Here is an 18540-nt window from a genome sequence, read left to right on the forward strand (position 1 = left end):
GCCAGCTGCCGCTGGCCCAGGGCCGGAAGACCGCGCCCGTCGGGCCTGCGCGGCGCGGACCGCTGGGCCACCCGGGTGCCGGACCCCTGCCGGGCGGTGAGCCAGCCCTCGGCCACGAGTTCGGCGTAGGCGTCGGCGACGGTGTTGCGGGCGATCCCGAGATCGGCGGCGAACGAACGGGACGACGGGAGCCGCGTGCCCGGGGCGAGCCGGCCCGTGCGAACGGCCTCCCGCAACGCGTCCATCAGACCCTGCCGCAGCCCGGGGCCGTGCAGCTCGAGATGCAGGTCGGCTCCGAATGCGCCGGAAGTGGCCCATGAATCCGTCATGAAAATGGACCATACTCGTGCGCCACCTGCGCCGTACGGTCTTGACCATGACGACAACCACGACTGCGACGACACCGACGGCCCCGGACGAGCCCCACGCCCCCGAGGACACTCCGCGCCTCGCCTGGACCGAGTACGCCCCCGACGTCTACAAGGCCATGGTCAGGCTGGACCAGGCGTCCCGGAAGCACCTCGACCCGGCGCTGCTGGAGCTGGTCAAGATCCGCGCCTCGCAGATCAACCACTGCGCCTTCTGCCTCGACATGCACAGCAAGGACGCCTTGGCCGCGGGCGAGTCGGTGGAACGGATCGTGCAGCTCAGCGCCTGGGAGGAGTCGCGCCACTTCTACACGGAGAAGGAGATCGCGGCGCTCGAGCTGACCGAGGCGGTGACCGTGCTCACCGACGGGTTCGTGCCCGACGAGGTGTTCGCGAAGGCCGCCGACCACTTCGACGAGACGGAACTGGCCCATCTCGTCTCGGCGATCGCCGTCATCAACGCCTGGAACCGCTTCGGTGTGACCGCCCGCCTCGTTCCCGGTCACTACACTCCCGGTTCACTGAAGCACTGAGGCTTGAAGCGCTGAGGAACTGAAGAGAAGCCACCGACGAAGGCGAGGACGCGCGATGACCGCAGCAACGGGAGCGTTCCGCGCCCTGCACCACGGCAGGGCGGCCCACGATCCGCTCGTGCTGCCGGGCCCGTGGGACGCGGCGAGCGCCCGCGCCTTCGCCGACGCGGGCTTCCCCGCCCTGGCCACGCCGAGCGCGGGTGTCTCGGCCTCGCTCGGCTACGAGGACGGCGCGACACCCGCGCACGAGATGCTCGCGGCCGTGGCACGTATCGCCCGGGCCGTCGGCGTACCGGTGAGCGCGGATGTCGAGGACGGCTACGGGCTGCCTCCGAAGGAACTGGTGGCCCGCATCCTCGACACGGGCGCGGTCGGCTGCAACCTTGAGGACACGGACCACGCGACCAACACGCTCAAGGACCCGCACCGGCACGCCGACTGGCTGGCGGAGGTCCGGGCGGAGGCGGGTGACGCGCTGTTCCTGAACGCCCGCGTCGACACGTATCTGCGCGGCGGGAGCGACCCGACGGAAACGATCGCCCGCATCCGGCTGTACGTCGAGGCGGGCGCGGACTGCGTCTACCCCATCCTGGCGCCGCCGGAGCATCTGCCACTGCTCAGGGCCGCGACGAACGCCCCGATCAACGTCGTCGCTCCCGCGACCGCGCCTCCCGTGGCCGAGCTGGGCCGCATGGGAGCGACCCGGATCACCTTCGGTCCGGGTCTCCAGCAGCGGGCGCAGGCGCATGTGTCCGGTCTTGCGCGGGAGCTGCACGGGCGAGGCGGACCGGCCAACCTCTGAGGTTGCTCAACTCCGCCCGGGAGACCCCCCGCCCCTGCCCAGGCCGCTCCCGCGGCTCCGGCTCCGGCGGCGCCCGCCCCCGTCGAGGCGAGCGACGCGTACGTGACCCCGCTGGTCCGCAAGCTCGCCGCCGAGAACGGCGTCGACCTCGGCTCCGTCAAGGGCACCGGCGTCGGCGGCCGTATCCGCAAGCAGGACGTCATCGCCGCCGCGGAGGCCGCCAAGGCCGCCGCACCGGCTCCCGCCGCCGCTGCCGCCCCGGCCGCGGCGCAGGCGCCGAAGCTCGAGGTGTCCCCGCTGCGCGGTCAGACGGTCAAGATGACCCGCATGCGCAAGGTCATCGGCGACAACATGATGAAGGCGCTGCACGACCAGGCCCAGCTGACCTCGGTCGTCGAGGTCGACATCACCAAGCTGATGAAGCTGCGCGCCCGTGCGAAGGACGCCTTCGCGGCCCGTGAGGGCGTCAAGCTCTCCCCGATGCCGTTCTTCGTCAAGGCCGCCGCCCAGGCGCTGAAGGCCCACCCGGTCGTCAACGCCCGGATCAACGAGGCCGAGGGCACCATCACGTACTTCGACTCGGAGAACATCGGCATCGCCGTCGACTCCGAGAAGGGTCTGATGACGCCGGTCATCAAGGGTGCGGGCGACCTGAACCTCGCCGGTATCGCCAAGAAGACCGCCGAGCTCGCGGGCGCCGTGCGCGCCAGCAAGATCACGCCGGACGACCTCGCCGGTGCGACCTTCACCATCAGCAACACCGGCTCGCGCGGTGCGCTGTTCGACACGATCATCGTGCCGCCGAACCAGGTCGCCATCCTGGGCATCGGTGCCACGGTCCGCCGCCCGGTGGTCGTGAACCACCCGGACCTCGGCGAGACGATCGCGATCCGCGACATGACGTACGTCGCGCTCTCCTACGACCACCGTCTGGTGGACGGCGCGGACGCCGCCCGCTACCTGACGACGGTCAAGGCGATCCTCGAGGCGGGCGAGTTCGAGGTCGAACTCGGCCTCTGAGCCGACCCGGCTGTAACCAGCCTCACCGACGGCGCCCCTGCCGGGAGTACTTCCCGGCGGGGGCGCCGCCGTATTGTCTAGGGGTCACAGGTCAACGCGGCTTTAAGGAGCGCTCCATGACCATCCCCGTCGTCCACTCGCTGCGCGATCAGATCCGCGAGCACATCGTGGAGGGGATCGTCAGTGGACGCTGGAAGCCGGGTGAACGCATCGTCGAGCGCCGCATCGCCACGGAACTGGAGGTCTCCCAGACCCCGGTCCGCGAGGCGCTGCGCGAGCTGGAGTCGCTGCGGCTGATCGAGTCCGCGCCCAACAAGGGCGTACGGGTGCGGAGTCTGACGGCCGCGGACCTGGAGGAGAGCTACCCGGTGCGGGCCGGCCTGGAGCAGATCGCGGCGGAACTCGCCGCGGACCGGCTGGCGGACGACTGCTCGGCCCTGACACCCCACGTGACGGCCCTCTACGAGGCCGACGCGGCCGGGGACTCGGCGGCCCAGGTCCGCCACACCGTGGCCTTCCACCGCGAGCTGGTGAAGGCCGCGTCCAACGGGGTGCTGCTGCATACCTGGGAGGGCCTCGGCATCGAGGTGTTCACCGCGCTGTCCATCCGCTGGCTGGGCACGGTGCAGAAGTCGTACGCGGAGGAGCACCAGGATCTGGTGGAGGCGTTCCGCCGCCGCGACCCGGAGATCGGCGCGCTCGTCAAGGCCCACGTCCTGGGCTGCGCGCCCCGCGCCTGACGGCGCGTCCGACCGGGTCACGCTGGCGGGCGCGGCCGGGCCCGTGGGCGTCACGCGCGTGCGCGTGGCCGGGCCCGTGAGCCCTTCGGGCGTGGCCCGGTCCGAGTGATTCGACGTCGGGTGCCGCTCCGGGGGCATGTCCGGGACTGCTTTCCCGTACTTGCGCCACCCAAGACTCACGACGCCTTACGTCCCGAACACGCCCCCTGCGCGTCCCCCTGCTCCCAGCCGGCCGTCTCGCTCCCGCCAGGGAAGGCCGCACCAGCCGCGGGAACGGCCGCCGGCCGTACGGTCCCTTCCGGCGGCAGGGGGCGTCCCCCGCTCCCAGCGGCCCTCGCTCCCACCGCGGGAAGCCCGTACCGCCCGCGGGAACGGACGCCGCCCGTACGGTCCGTCCACCGGCGGAAGGGGGGCGTCCCCCTGCTCCCAGCCGGCCCCGTCTCGCTCCCGCCGGGGGAATGCCGCACCAGCCGCGGGAACGGCCGCCGGCCGTACGGTCCCTTCCGGCGGCAGGGGGCGTCCCCCGCTCCCAGCGGCCCTCGCTCCCACCGCGGGAAGCCCGTACCGCCCGCGGGAACGGACGCCGCCCGTACGGTCCCTTCACCGGCGGGGCCGGGCGTGGAGCGCCCGGGAAAGACCAGTTTGTCCCGGCACAGCGTGCCCACTTTCGCGGCACTGGATGCCAATTTCGCCCCAGACTTTGATCGATCATCGATCAGAGACTTACAGTCGTCAGCGGGTTCACCAAACCCCTCGCCCTGTCCTGCCAGACACGGCACCCCCTTATCTCCACCCCCCTCCTGTCCGGAAGGCGGCGATCATGACCGACCCCGTAGGCAAGCTTCCGAGCGAGCTCGACCAGCTCCCGGACCGCGACGCCGAGGAAACCGCCGAGTGGGCGGCGTCCCTCGACGCCGTCGCGGAGCACGCAGGCCCGCACCGCGCCGCGTACTTGATGCGCCGCACGCTCCAGCACGCCGAGAAGGCCGGTGTGGCCCTGCCCCGCCTGCTGGAGACGGACTACGTCAACACCATCCCGACCTCCGCCGAGCCCGCCTTCGACGGCGACGAGGCGATGGAGCAGCGGATCACGGCCTGGAACCGCTGGAACGCGGCCGCCATGGTCACCCGCGGCTCCCGCTACGGCGTCGGCGGCCACATCGCCACCTTCGCCTCGGCGGCCTGGCTGTACGAGACCGGCTTCAACCACTTCTTCCGCGGGAAGGAAGGCGACGGCTCCGGCGACCAGCTCTACATCCAGGGCCACGCCTCCCCCGGCATCTACGCCCGCGCCTTCCTCGACGGCCGCCTCACCGAGGCGCACCTCGACAACTTCCGGCAGGAGTCGGGCGGCAACGGTCTGCCCTCCTACCCGCACCCGCGCCGGCTGCCCTGGCTGTGGGAGTTCCCCACCGTCTCCATGGGTCTCGGCCCGCTCTCCGCGATCTACCAGGCGCGCTTCAACCGCTATCTGCACAATCGCGGGATCAAGGACACGGCGAACTCGCACGTGTGGGCCTTCCTCGGTGACGGCGAGATGGACGAGCCCGAGTCGACGGCGGCGCTCGCCCTCGCCTCGCGCGAGCGGCTGGACAACCTGACCTTCGTGATCAACTGCAACCTGCAGCGTCTCGACGGCCCGGTCCGCGCCAACTTCAAGATCGTGCAGGAGCTGGAGGCCCAGTTCCGCGGCGCCGGCTGGAACGTCGTCAAGTCGCTGTGGGGCTCGGCCTGGGACGAGCTGTTCCAGCTCGACACCACGGGGGCGCTGGTGCGCCGCCTCCGCGAGGTCCCGGACGCGCAGTTCCAGACCTACGCGACGCGTGACGTGGCGTACATCCGTGAGCATTTCTTCGGCGCGGAGCCGGCGCTCGTCGAGCTGGCGAAGCTGCTCACCGACGCGAAGATCGCCGAGTGTTTCTACACCTCCCGCGGCGGCCACGAGGCCCGCAAGGTGTACGCGGCGTACAAGGCGGCCGTCGAGCACAAGGGGGCGCCGACGGTGATCCTGGCGCAGACGGTGAAGGGCTACACGCTCGGCAAGGGTTTCGAGTCCAAGAACGCCAACCACCAGATGAAGAAGCTGACGATCGACGAGTTCAAGGGCATGCGCGAGCTGCTCGGGCTCCCGATCGCGGACAGCGCCTTCGAGGACGGCCTCGTACCGTACGGCCACCCCGGCGCCGACTCGCCGGAGGTGCGCTACCTCCAGGAGCGCCGCGCCGCCCTCGGCGGGCCCGCCCCGGCCCGCCGGCTGCACGCCTCCGCTCCGCTGCCCCAGCCGGAGGAGCGCGCGTTCAAGGCGCTGTACAAGGGCTCCGGCAAGCAGGAGATGGCCACGACCATGGCATTCGTGCGCCTGGTCAAGGACCTGATGCGGGACAAGGAGACCGGTAGGCGCTGGGTTCCGATCGTCCCGGACGAGGCCCGCACCTTCGGTATGGAGTCGCTGTTCCCGTCGGCGGGCATCTACTCGCCGCTGGGTCAGACCTACGAGCCGGTCGACCGCGACCAGTTGATGTACTACAAGGAGGCCAAGGACGGCCAGATCCTCAACGAGGGGATCACCGAGGCCGGCGCCATGGCCGACTTCATCGCCGCCGCGACGTCGTACGCGACGCACGGCGAGACGATGATCCCCTTCTACATCTTCTACTCGATGTTCGGCTGGCAGCGCACGGGCGACCAGATGTGGCAGCTCGCCGACCAGCTCGGCAAGGGCTTCATCGTCGGCGCCACCGCGGGCCGTACGACGCTGACCGGCGAGGGCCTGCAGCACGCGGACGGCCACTCGCACCTGATCGCGGCCACGAACCCGGCGTCGCTGAACTACGACCCGGCGTTCGCGTACGAGATCGCGGTGATCGTCAAGGACGGTCTGCGCAGGATGTACGGCCCCGACGCCGAGGACGTCTTCTACTACCTCACCGTCTACAACGAGCCCAAGCCGCAGCCCGCCATGCCGGAGGGTGTGGAGGAGGGCATCGTCAAGGGCCTCTACCGCTTCAACGAGGGCGCGGCCGGCGCCGACGCGCCGCGGCTCCAGCTCCTCGCGTCCGGTACGGCCATCCACTGGGCGCTCGAGGCCCAGCAACTGCTGGCCGCCGACTGGAACGTGGCGGCCGACGTGTGGTCCGCGACGTCGTGGGGCGAGCTGCGCCGCGACGCGCTGGAGGCGGACGAGGCCCTCCTCCGCGGCGAGCAGCGGATCCCGTACGTCACCCAGGCGCTGGAGGGCGCACCGGGCCCGGTCCTCGCGGTCTCCGACTGGATGCGCCAGGTGCCGGACCAGATCAGCCAGTGGGTGGAGCAGGACTGGTCGTCGCTCGGCACGGACGGCTTCGGCCTCTCCGACACCCGTGACGCGGCTCGCCGCCACTTCGGCGTGGACGCGCAGTCGATCACGGTCGCGGCGCTGGCCCAGCTCGCCAAGCGCGGCGAGGTCCCGGCGTCCGCCGTGAAGGAGGCGCGCGAGCGCTACGGCCTGTAGAACCGGCTCGCACGAGCCCCCGGAGGCGGCTGCCTCCGGGGGCTCTCGTGCGCGATGCTTGACCTTGACACCGTGTGAAGCCGTGCAGTGGGAGTCGTCATGTTCACCATCGGAGACTTCGCCAGGCACGGCCGCGTCTCGGCCCGCATGCTGCGTCACTACGACGCCATCGGACTGCTGCGCCCCGAGCACACCGACGCTTTCACCGGCTACCGCTACTACTCCGCCGCACAGTTCGACCGGCTCAACCGGATCGTCGCCCTCAAGGATCTCGGCTTCACGCTCCAGCAGGTGCAGGAGATCCTCGAGGACAGGGTGACCCCGGAGGAGCTGCGCGGGATGCTCAAGCTGCGGCAGGTGGAGCTGGAGGAGGCGATGTCCGTGGCGGCCGCAAGGCTGACGCAGGTCGAGGCGAGGCTCCGGTCGATCGAGAGCGAGGGTCACATGCCCACCCAGGACGTCGTGATCAAGACCATCCCGGCGGTGCGGATCGCCGAACTGTCCGCCGTCGCCGCCAGTTACGCACCCGAGCACATCGGCCCGGTCATCTCCCCGCTGTACGACGAGCTGTTCACGCGGCTGAAGGCCGCCGGCATCACGCCGACCGGACCGGGCGTCGCCTACTACGAGGACGCGCCCGAGGGCGACGGGACGATCCTGGTGCACGCCGGGTGCACCGTCGCGGCCGGTACAGCCCCCGGTGAGAACGTCGAGATCGTCGACCTCCCGGCCGTCGAACGGGCGGCGACGATCGTGCACCGCGGGCCGATGGACACCATCATGCCCACGGAGCAGAACCTGGCCCGCTGGGTCGACGCGGGCGGCCACGTCTCGGCCGGCTACGCCCGCGAGGTCTACCTGGAGTGCCCGCCGGACAAGCAGAAGTGGGTGACGGAGCTCCAGGTACCGCTGGCCTGAGCTGCGCCATGATGAGGGCATGCGCGCTGCCCGGTTGATCAAGATGGTGCTGCTCCTGCAGTCGAGACCGTCGATGACAGGGGCGGAGCTCGCCCGTGAGCTCGAGGTGTCCGAACGCACCGTCACCCGGGACGCGCTCGCCCTGTCGGAGGCCGGTGTCCCGGTCTACGCGGACCGGGGCCGGGCGGGCGGCTACCGGCTGGTCGGCGGCTACCGCACCCGGCTGACCGGGCTCGCCCGCACCGAGGCCGAGGCCCTGTTCCTGTCCGGGCTGCCGGGCGCCCTGCGGGACATGGGGCTCGAGGACGCGGCGTCCGCGGCACGCCTGAAGGTGACCGCGGCGCTGCTCCCGTCGCTGAGGAACGCCTCCGACTCCGCGGCCGGCCGTTTCCACCTGGACGCCCCCGGCTGGTACCAGGAGCCCAAGACCCCCGAGCTGCTGCCGGTGATCGCCGAGGCGGTGTGGGACGACCGCCGCATCCGGGCGACGTACCGCCGCCGGGACGCCGAGGTGGAACGAGAGTTGGAGCCGTACGGGCTCGTGCTGAAGGCCGGCGTCTGGTACCTGTGCGCCCGGGCGAACGGCACGTTCCGGGTGTACCGGATCGACCGGTTCTCGTCGGCCGCGGCGGACGAGGAGTTCTTCGAACGCGACGGGGACTTCGATCTGCCCGGCTTCTGGGAGGAGCGCGCGGCGCAGTTCGCGCGCTCCATCCTCCGCGCCCAGGTCGTCGTCCGCGCCACCGAGGACGGCGCACGGCGGCTGCCGTATGTGACCGACCGCGCCGCCGCGCAGGAGGCGCTCGCCGCGGCGGGCCCGCCGGACGGGGGCGGCCGGGTGACGCTGACGCTGCCGGTGGAGTCCCTCGACGTCGCGTACGGCCAACTCCTGTCCTTGGGTCCGGAGGTGGAGGTGCTGGCGCCGCAGGAGCTCCGTGACCGCTTCACGCGGGCGGCGGCCGGGATGCGGGACCTCTACCGGTAGCGCAGCGGGCCGGCAGCCCCGCTACCGGTAGTCCTCCACCGCCGGTGTCCGGCCCGCCTGCTCCGCCAGCATGTATCCCCACACGTCGGGCCTGCTGCCGTCCGCGTCCGTCACGCCGTACTCCCTGGCCAGCCGGCCGCTGTCGAGGGACTGCCCGTTCCAGCGGGACCGCTCCGGGTCGGCGGCGAGCGCCGCGACCCCCCGGCCCAGGAACACGGGCGACTCGGACAGCGCCCAGTGGTGCTGCTGCTTCCCGATGCCGTCGCGCCAGTTCTCCTCCGTCAGGCCGAAGATGTCGAGCATCTCCTCGGAGCGGAGGAACCCGGGCGTGACCGCCACGGCCGTGCAGCCGACGTTCTTCAGTTCCTCGCCGAGGGTGAACGCCATCCGGATCGGGCCGTTCTTGGCCAGGTCGTAGTAGAAGTTCTCGCGGAACCCCTTGTTGGTCTCCGCCGTTCCGTCGGTGACCTCGACGACCAGGCCGCCCGGTTCACGGACCAGCAGGGGCAGCGCGATGCTGCTGGTGATGATGTGACTCCTCACCCCGAGGTCGATCATCCGCAGACCGCGCCGCAGATCGACGTCCCACATCCTGGTGTCGAAGTCGAGCAGGAAGTTCCCGCCCCAGATGTCGTTGACGAGGATGTCGAGACGGCCGTGGTCGCGGTCGACGCGTTCCACGAGCGCCCGTACCTGATCCGCCTCCAGGTGGTCGGTGGGCACGGCGATTCCCTCGCCGCCGGCCGCGGTGACCAGTTCCGCGGTCTCCTCGATGGTCTCGGTCGGCCGGCCGACCTCGCTGACACGCTCCCGGGTGGTCCGGCCGGTCACGTACACGGTCGCGCCCGCGGCACCGAGCTGTACGGCGATGGCGCGGCCCGCGCCCCGGGTGGCGCCCGCGACGAGCGCGATCTTGTTCGAGAGGCTGCCGTCCAGCGGCTTGTTCGTCGTCATGAACCGACCGTCGCACGAATACCCGACATCTTCTGTCCGGTATGACCCGTACAGGTGCGTCCGATTGCGAAACAGCCGCTTTTCGGCGGCTCCGCGTGCGCCGCCCTCCGCGAACCACGATGCTGGACCCGTGATGGACGAGACGGAGTTCTGGGAGATCATCGACAGCACCCGCGAGGCCGCCGAGGGCGACCCCGAGGACCACGCGGAGCTGCTCGTCGAGAGGTTGCTGCAGCTCGACCCCGATTCCGTGCTCGACTTCGCGCGGCATTTCGAGTCCCGCTACAACCGCGCCTACACCTGGGACCTGTGGGGTGCCGCCGCGGTGCTGCTGGGCGGGGCGAGCGACGACGCGTTCGACTACTTCCGTTGCTGGCTGATCGGGCAGGGCCGGGAGATCTTCGAGGGCGGAGTGCACGAACCGGACTCTCTGGCCGAGCTGCTGGAGGAGTTCGACGAGGACATCGACGGCGACGGCGAGGAGCTCGGGTACGCGGCGGACGAGGCGTACGAGCAGCTGACCGGTGTCGACGCTCCCGACCTGGGCATCCCCGTGCAGTCGGCGGAGCCCGCCGGCACACCGTTCGACTTCGACGACGACATGGCGCTGGCGCAGCGCTTTCCCCGGCTGTGGGAGCGGTTCGGCGGGCTGTGAGCGCGCCGCACGGCTCCGGGGTCCGCTGCGCGCCGCGCGGCGTCCGGACCGGTTCCGCCGCGCGGCTGCGCTCAGTCGCCGTCAGTTCCCGTCGAGGGTCCGGCCCATGAGGACGTCGTCCACGTACCGGCCGTCGAGGTGGAACTCGCCCGGCAGGACGCCCTCCACGACGAAGCCCTCCGCCTCGTAGAGCGCCCGTGCCGGCACGTTGTGGGAGAGCACCCGGAGTGTGATGCGCCGAGCGCCCTGACGCCGGGCCTCGTCGCACGCCGCCCGCAGCAGCGTCCGCCCGACACCCCGGCCCCGCGCCGGGGCGGCCACGGCGAGGCCCTGGACCTGGCGGACGTGCTGGTTGCAGGCGAGCGGCGTGGGCGGTGCCAGCCGGATGTAGCCGACGATCGTGCCGTCGGCGTCCTCGGCGACGAGGAACTGGTCCGGCCGGTGCCTCGGGTCGAAGAAGGGGTCGTACGGCGGCTCGGGCCGGGGCGTCACGGCGTGCGTCGGCGACCAGGCGGCACGGTCGAGCTCGCCGAGTTCCGCGTCGTCGGCGCGGCGGGCGGGGCGTATGTGCGACTCGGGCATGGAGCCACTGTGTCACGGCGGACGGCGAGGGCAGGATGGCTCCATGCAGAGATCTCGAATCGCCGTCACCGGCGCCTCCGGACTCATCGGCAAGGCGCTGGTGCACTCGCTGCGCGCCGACGGGCACGAGGTGGTGCGTCTGGTCCGGCGCCCGCCGAGAGCCGGTGACGAGGTGGAGTGGGATCCGCAGCGGCAGTACGTGGACGTGGCGGGCCTGGTCGGCTGCGAGGCCGTCGTGCATCTCGCCGGAGCGGGGGTGGGCGACCACCGCTGGACCGACGCGTACCGCAAGGAGATCCGCGACAGCAGGGTGCTCGGTACGGCGGCGATCGCGGAGGCCGTCGCCTCCCTCGACGTGCCGCCGCGGGTGCTGGTGAGCGGGAGCGCCGTCGGCTACTACGGCGACACCGGCGACCGGCCGGTGGACGAGAGCGCGCCGCCCGGGGACGGCTTCCTGCCGCAGGTGTGCGTCGAGTGGGAGGAGGCCGCGGCAGCGGCTCAGGAGGCGGGGGTACGCACGGCCTTCGCTCGCACGGGCCTGGTGGTGGCCCGGCACGGCGGCGCGTGGGGGCGCATGTTCCCCTTGTTCAAGGCGGGGCTGGGCGGGCGGCTGGGCAGTGGCCGTCAGTACTGGAGCTTCATCGCCCTGCACGACGAGATCGCCGCTCTGCGGCACCTCCTGGACACCGACTCGCTGTCGGGACCGGTGAACCTGACGGCTCCGGAACCGGTCACCAACCGCGAGGCGACGGCGGCCATGGGCCGGGTCCTGCACCGCCCGACGCCGTTCGCGGTTCCCCGGCCGGTGCTGCGCGCGGCGCTCGGCGACATGGCGGCCGACGTGCTGAGCAGTCAGCGGGCGCTGCCGGCGCGGTTGTTGGAATCGGGCTTCTCCTTCGCGTTCCCGCGCATCGACGACGCGATCAGGGCCGCACTGCGATAGGACGCGACGGGGCCGCCACGGTGGAGGGAAGGCTTCGACGGGACATCGGGGGCGCCTGAGACGCCGCGTGCGCCCCCGCGCTCCGGTGCTCCGCGGTGTGCGCGACCTCCAGGGCCCCATACCTCCTTAGTCTCGATCCGAACTCGGGTATTCCTCGGGCCTGTTGGGGGCATGACCCTCCCACCAGCCGCGCCGACCTCGGGGAGGGGCACGTGCTCAGCACCGCTCATGATGCGGATGTCGTCATCGTCGGGGCCACAATCGCCGGATTGTCGGCGGCCCACCGTCTGACCAGTGCGGGTGTCACGGTCAGCGTCGTGGAGGCCGCCCCCGTGGTGGGCGGCAGAATGGCCACCGGGCAGCTCGACGGTTTCCGGCTCGACCGCACAGGCCAGTTGCTCAGTACCGCGTACCCGGAGCTGCGCCGCACGGCGGTGCTCCGGGACGCCGATCTGCGGATGTTCTCGCCCGGTGTGCTGGTGCACAGCGGAGGCCGGCTCCAGCGGACCGGCGAGGTGGGGGCCTCGCCCCACGCTCTGCGGAGCGTGGGCCGGGGGACGCCGAACGCCCCGAGGGGCGTAGGGGTCGCATTCAGCGTTGCGCGCGCCCTCGCGAGCGCCCCTCGGCCCCGCCAGCTCGACCAGGCACGGCTCGGGGCGGCGCTGGCCCGCCTCGCCGCGACGCCCGTGGACCGGATCCTGGCCCGCCCTGAACGGACCGCCGCCGAGGCGCTGTACGGCCGCGGGCTGCCGGCCCGTACGGTGCACGGCTTCCTGCGCCCGCTGCTCTCCGCCCTGTTGAGCGACCCGGACCTGACCGCCACCTCGAGCCGGTGCGCCGATCTGGCGTTGCTGGGCTATGCCCGCGGCCGCCTGTGTGTGCCGGCGGGCGGTGCGGCGACACTGCCCGAACTGCTGGCGGCAGGACTGCCGGAGGGAGTCGTACGGACGGGGGTGCGGGTCACGGACGTCTCGACCACGTCGGTGACCACCGAGGAGCACGGCGTCCTTGGCTGCCGTGCCGTGCTGCTGGCCACGGGGGCGGGGGCCGCCGCCGGGCTGCTGCCGGGGCTGCGGGTGCCCACGTTCCACGCGGTGACCGTGTTCCACCACACCGCGCCCGAGTCCCCGCTGCGGGAGCCGTCGCTCGTGCTGGACGCCGACCGGACGGGTCCGGTCTCGCACACGGCAGTGATGAGCGAGGTCGATCCGTCCCGGGCGTCGGACGGCCGGGTGCTGATCTCGTCGACGGTGCTGGGTGCGCGGTCCGCCGGGGAGGACCTGGAGCGGCAGGTGCGCGGGCATCTGGCCACGCTGTACGACACCCCCACCCACGGGTGGGAGCTGCTCGCGGTCCACCACGACCCCCGGGCGGTGCCGGCGTCGCCCGCGCCGCACGATCTGCGCCGTCCGGTGCGGGTGCTGTCCGGCCTCTACGTCTGCGGCGACCACCGTGACACCGGGACGGTGCAGGGCGCTCTGTACTCGGGCCGCAGGGCAGCGCAGGCGGTGCTGAGCGACTTCGGCATCCGGCCCGGTCACGTGGCGACGCCGCTGACGGCGGCGGCCTGAACCCCGGCGGGCGGGGCCGCCACCCCGTCCGCCGGCCGCCGGGACCCCGAAGACGCCGCGACCGCGTGGCGACCCTCGGCCCCGTACCGCAGAAAGCCGGACGCCCTCCGGGCTCGCCCCTCAGCCGAGAGCCGCCACGCGGTCGCGGTACGTACGGGCCGGGGCCGCGTCGCGGTACGGCTCCAGGCGGCGTTCGAAGTCGCGCACGTACTCCGCCGCCCTCGCCGACCGCATCTCCGACGCCTGCAGCGCCGCCTCCGCTCCCAGCGCGCAGGCCTGGTCCAGTTCTCCGAGGCCGAGCCGGGCCGAAGCCAGCACGACGCGGGAGAAGAGCCGGCTGCGGGCGAAGGCCGGGGCCTGCAACTGGAGGGAGCGTTCCGCGTGCTGGGCCGCCGTCCGGTACTGCCGCAGGTCACGGTGGCAGTGGCCGAACTCGTCCGCCAGCTGCGCCTCGTCGAAGCCGCGCGCCCAGTGCGGCACGTCGTCCCCGGCCCTGGCCGTCTCCAGTGCCCGCTCGGCCCGTACGAGGGCCGCCGTGCACGCCCGTGCCTCGCCGAGCACACCGTGGCCACGGGCCTCCACCGAGTGCAGCAGCGCCTGCACGAGCGGCGGGGCCGCCGGGCCGACGCCCTGCTGGGCGACCCTGGTCAACTGCACGGCCTCCCTGCCGTGGCCGAGGTAGACGGCCTGGCGGCTCATGGTGACCAGCACGTAGGAGCCGTACGCCCGGTCGCCCGCCGCCTGGGAGAGCCGCAGGGCCTGGACGTAGTACCGCTGGGCGAGACCGTGGGCCGCGATGTCGTACGAGGTCCAGCCGGCCAGTCTGGTCAGGTCCGCGGCCGCCGCGAAGAGCCGCCTGCCCGTGGACTCGCCGTACGTGCCGCGCAGCATGGGCTCGGCCTCGTGCTCGAGGTAGCGCACCAGGGCCTGCCGCGCGTGCCCTCCCCCGTACGCGTGGTCGAGGGCGCGGAACAGCTCGCCGACGGAGCGCAGCGCCGCGATGTCACCGCCGGAGACCCTCTGGCCCGGCCCGCGGTCGGTGGTGCCCCGCTGCCGGGGCACGACCACCCGTGGGCCCTGCAGGGGGACCCGCCCCGACCCGGTGTGCACCGCGTCGCCTCTGCCCACGTGCTCGTCGGCCCGCCCGATCAGCCAGTCCCTGCTGGGCACCACCAGACCGGCCGGAGTGAACGCGATCTTGCGCAGTTCGGCGTGGCTCCCGGAGTCCTTGCGCCACAGGCCACTGACGATGTCCACGGCCTCCTCGGGGGTGGCGGCGAACTCCAGCCCCGCGTACACGGGCGCGCAGGCGTCGAGTCCCAGGTCCTGGGCGGTCAGCCGCCGGCCGAGTCTGCGGGTGAACACCTCGGCGATCAGCGCGGGGGTGGTGCCGCGCGGCTGCTGCCCGCGCAGCCAGCGGGTGACGGACGTCTTGTCGTAGCGGAGGTCGAGGCCGTGCTCCAGCCCCAGCTGGTCGACTCGGCGGGCGAGGCCGGCATGCGAGAAACCGGCCTCCGCGATGAGTGCCGCGAGCTGCCGGTTGGGGGTGCGCTGTGTGGTCCGTTCCGTCATCGGTTGTGGGGTCTCCTGCCTTCCGGGCCGGGAGCAGCCCTCTTGGAACGGCGCGAATTTAGCGGCCTTCCCAGGCTATTCCGCCACCTTCGCCCCACATTCATCCGATCGTGTGAGGATTGGCGCCGGTACTGACCACGGGGCTGACGGGCATCGACCTGCCCGGCCGCCTTGTTCTCACCCGCCGTACAGTGGCTGGGGCCCGGTTCACCGCCGGGCGGAGGTTCGAGGGAGGCACAGCCGTGAGTGAGCTGCGGTTCGTCCGACTGGGGTTCGGCGACGAGGCCGTCGAGTACCGGGAGGCATGGCAGAAGCAGCGTGAGGTCCACGCCGCCCGCTTCGCCGACGAGATCCCGGACACCTGCCTGCTGCTGGAGCACCCGCCGGTCTACACGGCCGGCCGGCGCACCGAGGACAGTGAGCGCCCCCTGGACGGCACGCCGGTCGTCGACGTGGACCGCGGCGGGAAGATCACCTGGCACGGTCCGGGCCAGCTGGTGGGCTATCCGATCCTGAAGCTGCCGCGGCCGGTGGACGTCATCGCGCACGTGCGCCGTCTCGAGGACGCGCTGATCGCGACCTGTGCCGAGTTCGGTGTGGAGACCAGCCGGGTGGAGGGCCGCAGCGGTGTGTGGGTCCTCGGTGATCCGCTGGAGCAGCGGCCCGCGATCGGCGGTCTGTCGCTGGACTTCGACCCACGGCTGCAGGACGAGGAGTTCGACCCGCGGCTGAGCGGGCCGGAGTACGCGCCCTCCAACGCCGGCCAGCGCCGGGAGGACCGCAAGCTGGCCGCGATCGGCATCCGCATCGCCAAGGGCGTCTCGATGCACGGCTTCGCCCTGAACGTGAACCCGGACAACACCTGGTTCGACCGGATCGTGCCTTGCGGCATCCGGGACGCGGGCGTCGCCTCGCTGGCGAACGAGCTGGGCCGCGACATCACGATCGAGGAGGTGCTCCCGGTGCTGGAGAGGCATCTGCGCGAGGTGCTGGAGAACGCCGAGCCGCGGCCCCGGGAGATCACGAAGCCGGAATCCGAGAAGCAGGGGGCCGGGCGGCAGGAGGCCGAGAAGGCCTCCGTCTGACGCCGGCCGAAGGCACCGGGGGAATGCCTCCCTCTGGCCATGGGTTGGCCAGACGTAATGCCGCACTTTTAACGGGCGTACTCTGGTGTTCGCCGAAGAATCGAAGCTGTAGGGAGCCGGTCGTGTCCGCAGTCGCACCCGACGGACGCAAGATGCTGCGTCTGGAGGTCCGCAACAGCCAGACCCCCATCGAGCGCAAGCCCGAGTGGATCAAGACCCGGGCGAAGATGGGTCCCGAGTACAACCAGCTGCAGAAACTGGTCAAGAGCGAGGGTCTGCACACGGTCTGCCAGGAGGCGGGCTGTCCCAACATCTTCGAGTGCTGGGAGGACCGCGAGGCGACCTTCCTCATCGGCGGCGACCAGTGCACCCGGCGCTGCGACTTCTGCCAGATCGACACCGGCAAGCCGCAGGCCCTCGACCGTGACGAGCCCCGCCGGGTCGGCGAGTCCGTCGTCACGATGGACCTGAACTACGCCACGATCACCGGCGTCGCCCGCGACGACCTGGAGGACGGCGGCGCCTGGCTGTACGCGGAGACGGTGCGCCAGATCCACGCGATGACGGCGGACCGCGAGGGCGGCCACACCAAGGTCGAGCTGCTGATCCCCGACTTCAACGCGGTGCCCGAGCAGCTGGCCGAGGTCTTCTCCTCGCGCCCCGAGGTGCTCGCGCACAACGTCGAGACCGTGCCGCGGATCTTCAAGCGGATCCGCCCCGGTTTCCGTTACGAGCGCTCCCTCGAGGTCATCACGCGCGCCCGTGAGGCCGGGCTGGTGACGAAGTCGAACCTGATCCTCGGTATGGGCGAGACCCGCGAGGAGGTCAGCGAGGCGCTGCAGCACCTCCACGACGCGGGCTGCGAACTGATCACCATCACGCAGTATCTGCGCCCGTCGGTACGCCACCACCCCGTGGAGCGCTGGGTGAAGCCCCACGAGTTCGTGGAGCTGAAGGAGGAGGCCGACGAGATCGGCTTCTCCGGTGTGATGTCGGGCCCGCTGGTCCGTTCGTCGTACCGGGCCGGCCGCCTCTTCCAGCAGGCGATGCAGGCTCGTGGAGCCGATGCCGCCGCCCCGGTCGCCAAGGCTGTGTGAAGTCAGGCACAAGCAACTACCGGTCGGTAACGGCCAGTTGGACGCGGTCCGTACCCTCCCCGCAGGTCGGGGGCGGGGTACGGGCCGCGTCGGCGTTTTGCGGGTGTACGCGACCCGCGAATTTGTCCTTCATCAGCGTTTGACCACCCGGTCACGCCCTGGTAACACCAATCAGTGACGCTGAACTCACGCACAGCTCCCACTCATCGCCGCTCACCCCGAGGGGGAACCTCCACCATGCAGGCCGCGCCGGAACGTCACGTCACTGCCCACCCGATCCCGTCCGTCACCGGTGCGCTGCGCGCCGTCGAGTCCCTGCTGCTCTCCGGCGGCCAGCGCACCGCCCGCCGCAACGCGTGGACCGCGGTCCTCGAGGACCGCCGCAGGGCCAAGGACAGGGTCGAGGCCCAGCACGTACTGGAGGCCGTGGCTGCCCGCACTTCTTAGGCCACGTAAACTTCCAGGTATGGCGAGGAAGGCAAACTCAGACAGCGCTGACGCAGCTGCGAACCCGGGGCGACTGAAGCAGATCGCTCTGACGTACAAGATGACCCGGAAGGCCGACCCGAAGGTCGGTCTTGTCGTCGCGGGTGTGGGAATCGTCACCTTCGGTGTCTTCCTCGGGATCGGCTTCCTGATCGGCCATCCCGTATACCTGGGCATCCTCGGGTTCGTGCTGGCCTTCCTGGCCATGGCGATCATCTTCGGACGGCGCGCGGAGCGGGCGGCCTTCGGGCAGATGGAAGGCCAGCCGGGCGCGGCGGCCGCGGTCCTGCAGAACGTGGGACGCGGTTGGACCACGACCCCGGCGGTGGCGATGAACCGCAATCAGGACGTGGTGCACCGCGCGGTCGGCAAGGCCGGCATCGTGCTGGTGGCCGAGGGGAACCCGAACAGGCTGAAGACCCTGCTCGCGGCCGAGAAGAAGAAGATGAACCGCATCGTCGTGGACGTCCCCGTGCACGACATCGTGGTCGGCAACGACGAGGGCCAGGTGCCGCTGAAGAAGGTGCGCACCACGATGCTCAAGCTCCCGCGGGTGCTCACCGGACCCCAGGTGACGTCGACCAACGACCGACTGCGCGCCATGGGTGACCTGATGAGCAACATGCCACTGCCGAAGGGTCCGATGCCGAAGGGCATGCGGATGCCGCGCGGCGGAAAGATGCGCTGACGCGACGAACGACCGAACGAGTCGGGCGGCCGGGACGATGTCCCGGCCGCC

General features: G+C 71.7%; 17 protein-coding genes and 1 pseudogene. 14 read left to right on the forward strand and 4 right to left on the reverse strand.

Going from position 1 to position 18540, the window contains the following annotated elements; genetic code table 11:
* Positions 1-329 (reverse strand): winged helix-turn-helix domain-containing protein (locus ABZ070_RS24990; RefSeq protein WP_356637507.1); only part of this gene is annotated, 329 nt, incomplete at its 3' end.
* Positions 330-376: 47 nt separating this feature from the next.
* On the opposite strand from ABZ070_RS24990, the gene ABZ070_RS24995 reads away from it, so the two are divergent.
* The 7 genes and pseudogenes from ABZ070_RS24995 to ABZ070_RS25025 all read left to right on the forward strand — a co-directional run bounded on the left by ABZ070_RS24995 (position 377) and on the right by ABZ070_RS25025 (position 8856).
* Positions 377-901: a carboxymuconolactone decarboxylase family protein gene (locus ABZ070_RS24995; RefSeq protein WP_356637510.1), complete on the forward strand. Its 525-nt coding sequence runs from the start codon at positions 377-379 to the stop codon at positions 899-901.
* A 55-nt stretch (positions 902-956) separates the two neighbouring features.
* Positions 957-1703: an isocitrate lyase/phosphoenolpyruvate mutase family protein gene (locus ABZ070_RS25000; RefSeq protein ID WP_356637512.1), complete on the forward strand. Its 747-nt coding sequence runs from the start codon at positions 957-959 to the stop codon at positions 1701-1703.
* A 27-nt stretch (positions 1704-1730) separates the two neighbouring features.
* Positions 1731-2723: pseudogene (gene sucB, locus ABZ070_RS25005) on the forward strand (2-oxoglutarate dehydrogenase, E2 component, dihydrolipoamide succinyltransferase); the annotation flags it as partial.
* Between the two features lie 116 nt (positions 2724-2839).
* Positions 2840-3463 (forward strand): GntR family transcriptional regulator, encoded by a 624-nt coding sequence (locus tag ABZ070_RS25010; RefSeq protein ID WP_356637514.1) that lies wholly within the window; start codon positions 2840-2842, stop codon positions 3461-3463.
* An 820-nt stretch (positions 3464-4283) separates the two neighbouring features.
* A complete protein-coding gene (gene aceE / locus ABZ070_RS25015; RefSeq protein WP_356637516.1) occupies positions 4284-6953 on the forward strand; it encodes a pyruvate dehydrogenase (acetyl-transferring), homodimeric type in 2670 nt (889 codons plus the stop codon).
* Between the two features lie 99 nt (positions 6954-7052).
* Positions 7053-7871 carry a MerR family transcriptional regulator gene (locus tag ABZ070_RS25020; RefSeq protein WP_356637518.1) on the forward strand — a complete coding sequence of 273 codons (819 nt, stop codon included), beginning with the start codon at positions 7053-7055 and terminating at the stop codon, positions 7869-7871.
* Positions 7872-7890: 19 nt separating this feature from the next.
* A complete protein-coding gene (locus tag ABZ070_RS25025) occupies positions 7891-8856 on the forward strand; it encodes a WYL domain-containing protein (RefSeq protein ID WP_356637520.1) in 966 nt (321 codons plus the stop codon).
* A gap of 21 nt (positions 8857-8877) precedes the next feature.
* Here the strand turns inward: ABZ070_RS25025 and ABZ070_RS25030 are convergent, their stop codons facing one another.
* A complete protein-coding gene (locus ABZ070_RS25030) occupies positions 8878-9810 on the reverse strand; it encodes an SDR family oxidoreductase (RefSeq protein ID WP_356637522.1) in 933 nt (310 codons plus the stop codon).
* A gap of 133 nt (positions 9811-9943) precedes the next feature.
* On the opposite strand from ABZ070_RS25030, the gene ABZ070_RS25035 reads away from it, so the two are divergent.
* A complete protein-coding gene (locus ABZ070_RS25035) occupies positions 9944-10465 on the forward strand; it encodes a DUF4240 domain-containing protein (protein WP_356637540.1) in 522 nt (173 codons plus the stop codon).
* An 81-nt stretch (positions 10466-10546) separates the two neighbouring features.
* On the opposite strand, the gene ABZ070_RS25040 is transcribed toward ABZ070_RS25035, so the two are convergent.
* On the reverse strand, positions 10547-11047 hold the full coding sequence (locus ABZ070_RS25040) for a GNAT family N-acetyltransferase (protein WP_356637524.1): 501 nt from the start codon (positions 11045-11047) through the stop codon (positions 10547-10549).
* A gap of 43 nt (positions 11048-11090) precedes the next feature.
* Here ABZ070_RS25040 and ABZ070_RS25045 point away from each other — a divergent pair, with 43 nt between their 5' ends.
* On the forward strand, positions 11091-11990 hold the full coding sequence (locus ABZ070_RS25045; protein ID WP_356637527.1) for a TIGR01777 family oxidoreductase: 900 nt from the start codon (positions 11091-11093) through the stop codon (positions 11988-11990).
* Between the two features lie 212 nt (positions 11991-12202).
* The gene (locus ABZ070_RS25050) at positions 12203-13561 is read left to right on the forward strand and encodes an NAD(P)/FAD-dependent oxidoreductase (protein ID WP_356637529.1); all 1359 of its coding nucleotides are present in this window, start codon (positions 12203-12205) and stop codon (positions 13559-13561) included.
* A 120-nt stretch (positions 13562-13681) separates the two neighbouring features.
* On the opposite strand, the gene ABZ070_RS25055 is transcribed toward ABZ070_RS25050, so the two are convergent.
* Positions 13682-15133, reverse strand: coding sequence for a regulator (locus ABZ070_RS25055; RefSeq protein ID WP_356637531.1), 1452 nt, complete (start codon positions 15131-15133; stop codon positions 13682-13684).
* Positions 15134-15375: 242 nt separating this feature from the next.
* On the opposite strand from ABZ070_RS25055, the gene lipB reads away from it, so the two are divergent.
* The 4 genes from lipB (at position 15376) to ABZ070_RS25075 (ending at position 18489) form a co-directional block, all read left to right on the forward strand.
* Positions 15376-16218: a lipoyl(octanoyl) transferase LipB gene (lipB, locus tag ABZ070_RS25060; protein WP_356637533.1), complete on the forward strand. Its 843-nt coding sequence runs from the start codon at positions 15376-15378 to the stop codon at positions 16216-16218.
* 122 nt (positions 16219-16340) lie between these two features.
* Positions 16341-17315, forward strand: coding sequence for a lipoyl synthase (gene lipA, locus ABZ070_RS25065; RefSeq protein WP_356637535.1), 975 nt, complete (start codon positions 16341-16343; stop codon positions 17313-17315).
* A gap of 237 nt (positions 17316-17552) precedes the next feature.
* A complete protein-coding gene (locus tag ABZ070_RS25070; protein ID WP_356637537.1) occupies positions 17553-17762 on the forward strand; it encodes a hypothetical protein in 210 nt (69 codons plus the stop codon).
* Positions 17763-17781: 19 nt separating this feature from the next.
* Entirely contained in the window at positions 17782-18489 is a 708-nt protein-coding gene (locus tag ABZ070_RS25075; protein ID WP_356637538.1) for a DUF4191 domain-containing protein, read from the forward strand.
* The last annotated feature ends 51 nt before the right edge of the window (positions 18490-18540 follow it).

Source organism: Streptomyces sp. NPDC006283, assembly GCF_040613325.1.
Taxonomy (GTDB): domain Bacteria; phylum Actinomycetota; class Actinomycetes; order Streptomycetales; family Streptomycetaceae; genus Streptomyces.